The 6,484-nt window shown below is 69.2% G+C and carries 4 protein-coding genes and 1 pseudogene; 1 reads left to right on the top strand and 4 read right to left on the bottom strand.

Going from position 1 to position 6,484, the window contains the following annotated elements; all coding sequences use genetic code 11:
* A pseudogene (locus VNL12_RS20855) lies at nt 1-999 on the top strand (FAD-dependent monooxygenase); the annotation flags it as partial.
* A gap of 177 nt (nt 1,000-1,176) precedes the next feature.
* Here the strand turns inward: VNL12_RS20855 and VNL12_RS06990 are convergent.
* The 4 genes from VNL12_RS06990 to VNL12_RS06975 all read right to left on the bottom strand — a co-directional run bounded on the left by VNL12_RS06990 (nt 1,177) and on the right by VNL12_RS06975 (nt 6,350).
* Nucleotides 1,177-2,559: an acyltransferase gene (locus tag VNL12_RS06990; RefSeq protein WP_325592914.1), complete on the bottom strand. Its 1,383-nt coding sequence runs from the start codon at nt 2,557-2,559 to the stop codon at nt 1,177-1,179.
* Nucleotides 2,560-2,910: 351 nt separating this feature from the next.
* A complete protein-coding gene (locus VNL12_RS06985) occupies nt 2,911-5,301 on the bottom strand; it encodes an excinuclease ABC subunit UvrA (protein ID WP_325592912.1) in 2,391 nt (796 codons plus the stop codon).
* A gap of 114 nt (nt 5,302-5,415) precedes the next feature.
* Nucleotides 5,416-5,814 carry a VOC family protein gene (locus VNL12_RS06980; RefSeq protein ID WP_325592910.1) on the bottom strand — a complete coding sequence of 133 codons (399 nt, stop codon included), beginning with the start codon at nt 5,812-5,814 and terminating at the stop codon, nt 5,416-5,418.
* 125 nt (nt 5,815-5,939) lie between these two features.
* Nucleotides 5,940-6,350, bottom strand: coding sequence for a helix-turn-helix transcriptional regulator (locus tag VNL12_RS06975; RefSeq protein ID WP_325592908.1), 411 nt, complete (start codon nt 6,348-6,350; stop codon nt 5,940-5,942).
* Between the last annotated feature and the right edge of the window lie 134 nt (nt 6,351-6,484).

Genomic DNA, 6,484 nt, shown 5'->3' with positions numbered 1-6,484 from the left:
GGTCCGCAAGGCAGCCGGCATCGACTTCGTCGGGTTGGATCCCTCGACCAGCTGGATGATCGCCGAGGTCGAGATGGACGAGCCGGAGCTCGGCATGCGCCGCGAGGGTGGTGGCATCGGTCCCGTCAACCGGGCGGAGGGCGGGGGACCGTTCCGGGTCGTGCTGACCGAAGGGCACATCGAACACACCAGCGAACCGACCCTGGGAGATCTCAGAGAGGCACTCATCGGCGCCTACGGAACGGACTTCGGGGTGCGCAGCCCGACCTGGATCTCCCGTTTCACCGACATGAGCCGGCAGGCAGCCTCCTACCGCCACGGCCGTGTGCTGCTGGCCGGGGACGCCGCACACGTCCATCCCCCGCAGGGCGCCAAGGCCTCAACACCGGCGTACAGGATGCCGTGAACCTGGGATGGAAGCTGGCCCAGGTGGTCAACAAGACATCACCCGAGAGCCTCCTGGACACCTACCACGCCGAACGGCATCCGCTCGGTGCCCGGGTGTTGCACAACACCATGGCGCAAGTCGCGCTCAGCAGCCCCGACGACCGTCACCAGGCCCTCCGCGACACCATGACCGAGCTGCTGGGCATGGACGAGCCGCGCCGGCGCATTGCCGCGATGCTCTCCGGTCTCGACATCCACTACGACCTCGGAGACCGACACCCGCTGCTCGGGCGGCGCATGCCCGACCTCGACGTGCAGACCGCTGACGGTCCCACGCGCGTATTCACCCTGCTGCACGACGCCCGGCCCGTGCTCCTCAACCTCGGTGGACCCGGCGGTTTCGACATCTCTCCCTGGGCGAATCGAGTCCGGTTGGTCGACGCCAGGCACGATGGCACCTGCGAGCTCCCGGCCCTTGGCGAGATCGCTGCGCCCCCGGCCGTGGTGATCCGACCCGACGGGCATGTCGCCTGGGCAGGAGACCTCACGGACCCAGAGCTGCCTCAAGCACTTGCGACCTGGTTCGGAGCGGCCACTCCGGCTTATCTGTGACGAGTACGTCGACGAACTGAAGCGAGAGGGACTGATCTGATGGCACGAACCAAGTTCTCCGACCTCCGCAAGGAGGTCACCGATCTCCGTCTGGGTGCTTCCCTTCACCGTCGTCGCTGAGATGCGGTTCGGTGCCGAGGTTGCCGGGTGCCCGCCGGCGAGGCGTCCTCGACCGGCTCATCGCAGCCGCCGGCGTGGTCCCTCCGCTGCGGCTGGATGAGCGCCAGCGACCAGCGCTGGAGCAGATGCGCCTCGCCCCGGGGCCCGATGCGCTCCGTGCCCGGTGAGCGCGAGCCGGCAGACGCACAGGGTGCCGACCAGTCCGGCGATGAGCACACCGATCTCTGGGCTCGACCACGCCTTCACGCTGAGCGACAGGAGCGCAGCGACCACGAGCATCGATCGCATGCCCCACCGCCACTCGGTGGTGCCGCCCAGCAGCGCCCGCTGCTCGATCGGGGCGACCCGCCGCACGACGGGGACGAGGACGGCCAGGTTCAGGAGCAGGAACGGGATCTTGGTCCACCACCAGGCCGTTGTCCCCGGCTCGACGGTGGGGATCAGGTCGACGGCGTAGGCCACGCCGGCGACCAGCACCGCCGCGGTCATGTGCCACAGGTACACCGACATGGCCACCGCGTTGGCCGCGATCGTCAGCTGCCACCCTCGGGTCGACCGTTCGAGCCACCGGGTCACCGACGGGGCGAGCGCGGCGGCGGTGAACGAGTAGGCGAGGCCGAACAGGATCAGTGCGGTCGACGGCGGGTGGGTCGGGCTGTGCTCGAGCCCTCCGTGGTGGAGCATCACCGCCGGCCACGGGCCGAGGTTGACCGCCGCGAGCGCCAACGCCCAGAAGGTGGCCGCCAGCGCGGTGAGGGCTCGTCCCGTCGGCAGGCGCCCGTCTTGCCACGCGAACCCGGCGATCTGGAAGCCGAGCCAACCAATCACCCAGTTCGCCTGCGGTACGACCGGGATGCCGGCAAAGCGGGCCGCTTCGGCGACGCCGAAGAGCACGACCAGCGCCCCCACGACGAGGCGTGGCCGGGACCGGAACCAGCGGAAGGTGAACGGTGCCAGTGCGGTGTCGATCGTGTAGTTGGCGAGAAACCAGAGTGGGATGGCCGCTCCGGCTGCGCCCAGCGAGACGACCCCGAACCCACCGACGGCAGCACCGACCAGGAGGGCGACGGCCCAGAAGCCGGCCAGGGCCGCCGCCGGGGTGACCATGCGGTGGAGGCGGGTGGCGATCCAGTCGGCCGGTCGGACGCCCTTGCGCTCCGCGGATCGGAGCGACGTGGCCGACGCGAACCCTCCGACGAAGAAGAACAACGGCATCACCTGGCCGATCCAGGTGATCCAGCCGTACTCGGGCGCGAAGTCGAGCAGGTTTCCGCCGGCGAGCTCGCCGTCGTCGAGCACGGCGACCATGACCAGCCAGTGGCCCACCGCCACGATGGCCATCGCCGCGGCCCGGTAGAGGTCGACCGCACGGTTGCGGTCGGTGGGCGTGTGGGTCGCAACGGTGGCTGCGGACACACGCGCCCCGTCGGGATCGGACATGGCCGTCGTTGTCATGGGGCCAGTGGGCCACGATGCGCCGCCCCCCACCATGCGGGTATGCCCCCAACGACGGGCGGGGGATCCCTGGGGTGCCCGTTGACCGCGGTGACCCAGGCCCCGCCGAAGCCCCACAGCCCCAGCTCCGCGCAGAATGCGTGGCCCCGAACGCCGCGGTGAACACCGTGACGACGAGCGACGCCCCTCGGAACGACCGGGACCGGAACAGGTCGGGGTCGATGAGCGGGTCGTGGTGCCGAAGGCAACGTCGGACGATGTACGTCATTGGGACGGGAGTGGGACGAGTCGAAACAGATGAGAGAACTCGTCTCACGGTGTCGGCGAGGGCCTCGGTCAGGTGCCGACGTAGGCCGCGAGGTGCTTGCCGGTGATGGTGGAGGGGGCGGCGACGAGGTCGGCGGGTGTGCCCTCGAAGACGATCCGGCCGCCGTCGTGGCCGGCGCCGGGGCCGAGGTCGATGATCCAGTCGGCGTGGGCCATGACCGCCTGGTGGTGCTCGATGACGACGACCGATTTGCCGGAGTCGACGAGCCGGTCGAGCAGCCCGAGCAGCTGCTCGACGTCGGCGAGGTGGAGGCCGGAGGTCGGCTCGTCGAGGACGTAGACGCCGCCCTTCTCGCCCATGTGGGTGGCCAGCTTGAGCCGCTGCCGCTCGCCGCCGGACAGCGTCGTGAGCGGCTGCCCGAGCGAGATGTAGCCGAGCCCGACGTCGGCGAGCCGCTGCAGGACTTTGTGCGCGGCGGGGATCGCCGCCTCGCCATCGGCGAAGAACTCCTCGGCCGCAATCACCGACATCGCGAGCACCTCGCTGATGTCGCGGCCGCCGAAGTGGTAGTCGAGCACTGACGCGTCGAACCGCTTCCCCTCGCACTCGTCGCAGACCGAGCTGACGCCGGCCATCATCCCCAGGTCGGTGTAGATGACCCCGGCGCCCTTGCAGTTGGGGCAGGCGCCCTCGGAGTTGGCGCTGAACCGCGCCGGCTTCACACCGTTGGCCTTCGCGAATGCCTTGCGGATCGGGTCGAGCAGTCCGGTGTACGTGGCCGGGTTGCTGCGCCGTGAGCCCTTGATCGCGGCCTGGTCCACCGACACCACGCCTTCACGTCCGGACACCGAGCCGCGGATCAGGGAGCTCTTGCCCGAGCCCGCCACCCCGGTGAGGACGATCAGCACACCGAGCGGGATGTCGACGTCGACGTCCTGCAGGTTGTTGGTGCTGGCGCCGCGCACCTCCAGCGCGCCCGACGGCGTCCGCACCGACTCCTTCAGGGAGGCTCGGTCGTCCAGGTGCCGCCCGGTGAGCGTGCCGCTGGCCCGCAGCCCCTCGACGGTGCCCTCGAACACCACCTCGCCACCTCCAGCGCCGGCGCCGGGGCCGAGATCGACGACGTGGTCGGCGATCTCGATCGCCTCCGGCTTGTGCTCGACGACCAGCACCGTGTTGCCCTTGTCGCGCAGCTGCAGCAGCAGGTCGTTCATCCGTGCGATGTCGTGCGGGTGGAGCCCGATCGTCGGCTCGTCAAACACGTAGGTGATGTCCGTGAGCGACGACCCGAGGTGGCGGATCATCTTGGTGCGCTGCGCCTCGCCGCCCGACAGCGTCCCCGCCGACCGATCCAGCGAGAGGTAGCCCAGCCCGATCTCGACGAACGAGTCGAGCGATTGGCGCAGCGCGGTGAGCAGCGGCGCCACCGACGGCTCGTCGAGGCCTCGCACCCACTCGGCGAGATCGCTGATCTGCATCGCACAGGCGTCGGCGATGTTGACCCTTCCGATCTTGGAGGACCGAGCGGCCTCGTTGAGCCGGCTGCCACCACAGTCAGGACACACGGTGAACGTCACCACCCGCTCCACGAAGGCCCGGATGTGCGCCTGCATCGCGTCGACGTCCTTGGACAGGAACGACTTCTGGATCTGCGGGATCAGCCCGGCGTAGGTGAGGTTGATGTCGTTGACCTTGATCTTGGTCGGCTCCCGGTAGAGCAGATCGCCGAGCTCCTTCTTGGTGAACTTGCGGATCGGCTTGTCGGGGTCGAAGTAGCCGCAGCCGCGGAAGATGCGGCCGTACCAGCCGTCCATGCTGTAGCCGGGGATCGTGAGCGCGCCCTCGTTGAGCGACTTGCTGTCGTCGTACAGCTGCGTCAGGTCGAAGTCGCTCACCGATCCCATGCCCTCGCACCGCGGGCACATCCCACCCGTCCGCGTGAACGAGCGCTTCTCCCGCATCTTCTTGCCGCCCTTCTCGATCGTGACGGCACCGGCCCCGCTGATCGTCGCGGTGTTGAAGGAGAAGGCGTTGGGCGAGCCGATGTACGGCTCCCCGAGTCGACTGAAGAGGATGCGCAGCATGGCGTTGGCGTCGGTGGCGGTGCCGACCGTGGAGCGAGCGTTGCCTCCCATCCGCTCCTGGTCGACGAGGATCGCGGTGGTCAGCCCGTCCAGCACGTCGACATCGGGTCGGGCCATCGTCGGCATGAAGCCCTGGACGAACGCGCTGTAGGTCTCGTTGATCAGACGCTGCGACTCTGCGGCGACCGTGCCGAACACCAGCGAGCTCTTCCCCGAGCCCGAGACGCCGGTGAAGGCTGTCAGCCGGCGCTTCGGGATCTCGACGCTGACGTCCTGGAGGTTGTTCACGCGCGCGCCCACCACGCGGATCAGGTCGTGGCTATCGGCAACGTCCTGCGCAGGCGACTGCCTGTTCGACTTCTTGGCCGTGCTCATCCTGTCTCCATCTGTCGGGCGGAGGCCGACTGGCGCGGTCTCACCAGTCCCAGCTGCACCTCTGACCACCAATCGGTCGTCGGGAAGATCAGCAAACTCAAAAGTATTCGGACGTCAGGCTTGCGCGATTCGGACGAGGTTGCCCGAGGGGTCGCGGAACGCGCAGTCGCGAGCGCCCCAGGGCTGGGACGTCGGCTCCTCGAGCACCTCGGCGCCCGACGCTCGGACCTTCTCGAACGTGGTGTCGAGGTCGTCGGAGCGGAAGATCGCAGCCTGCAGCGACCCCTGCATCACGAGCGACAGGAGGGCGTCGCCCTCGGCCTGCGAACGACCGCCGTGCGGCTGGGACAGGACGATGTCGACGTCCTGTCCCGGGGCGCCGACGGTGACCCAGCGGAAGCCGTCGGACGCGACGTCGTTGCGGACTTCGAGGCCGAGAGCGTCGCGGTAGAAGCCGAGCGCGGCGTCGGGATCGTGGACGGCGATGAACATTGCGGAGATGGTGACTGCCATGCAAGGACCGTAGGAGCGCCGACCCGTCGCGTGCTTCTCCGATCCTGCTCGGTGCCGGGCGTCGGGCATCCGCGCGTCGGCGCCGCCCCGTTCGCGGCCGATCCGTCGGCGCCGGTCGGCAGCGCTCAGTCCGTGACCGTTGTACGCCGCGGTCGCGTGGCGACCATGCTCACGCACGCTGGAATGACCTCGTGGTCCGTGTGGTCGCGCGCGCGGTACTGCGACGGCGTCTCGTCCACGATCTCGGTGAAGCGCGAACTGAACGAGCCGAGCGACGTGCAACCGACGGCGACGCAGGTGTCGGTGACCGACATCCCCTGACGCAGAAGAGCCTTGGCGCGCTCGATGCGTCGCGTCATGAGATAGGAGTAGGGCGTCTCGCCATACGCGGCACGGAACTTGCGCGAGAAGTGCGCGGGCGACATGAGCGCGGCACGCGCCATGGCCGGGACATCGAGGGGGTGCGCGTAGTCGCGGTCTATGAGGTCGCGCGCCCGCCGCAGGTGCACGAGGTCGGCCATCTCCTCCGGCGTCATGGCGACGACGGTACGCGACCGGTCGCCCCCTCGGGGTCAAGAAGACGGGTCGTCTCCGGGACGCCGTGCACGAAGACGATCACGACCCGCACCTCGCCTGCTCGGTGTGCATGGTGATGCGAGCACTGCTTCGG

This window comes from Iamia sp., assembly GCF_035575815.1.
GTDB lineage: Bacteria > Actinomycetota > Acidimicrobiia > Acidimicrobiales > Iamiaceae > Iamia.
The sequence above is the reverse complement of the archived record's forward strand: the minus strand, read 5'-3'. Positions and strand labels throughout refer to the sequence as shown.

Coding starts and splice junctions, on each gene's coding strand:
- VNL12_RS06975 (WP_325592908.1), bottom strand. CDS start 6,350: ATGACGCCGGAGGAGATGGCCGACCTCGTGCACCTGCGGCGGGCGCGC.
- VNL12_RS06980 (WP_325592910.1), bottom strand. CDS start 5,814: ATGGCAGTCACCATCTCCGCAATGTTCATCGCCGTCCACGATCCCGAC.
- VNL12_RS06990 (WP_325592914.1), bottom strand. CDS start 2,559: ATGTCCGATCCCGACGGGGCGCGTGTGTCCGCAGCCACCGTTGCGACC.
- VNL12_RS06985 (WP_325592912.1), bottom strand. CDS start 5,301: ATGAGCACGGCCAAGAAGTCGAACAGGCAGTCGCCTGCGCAGGACGTT.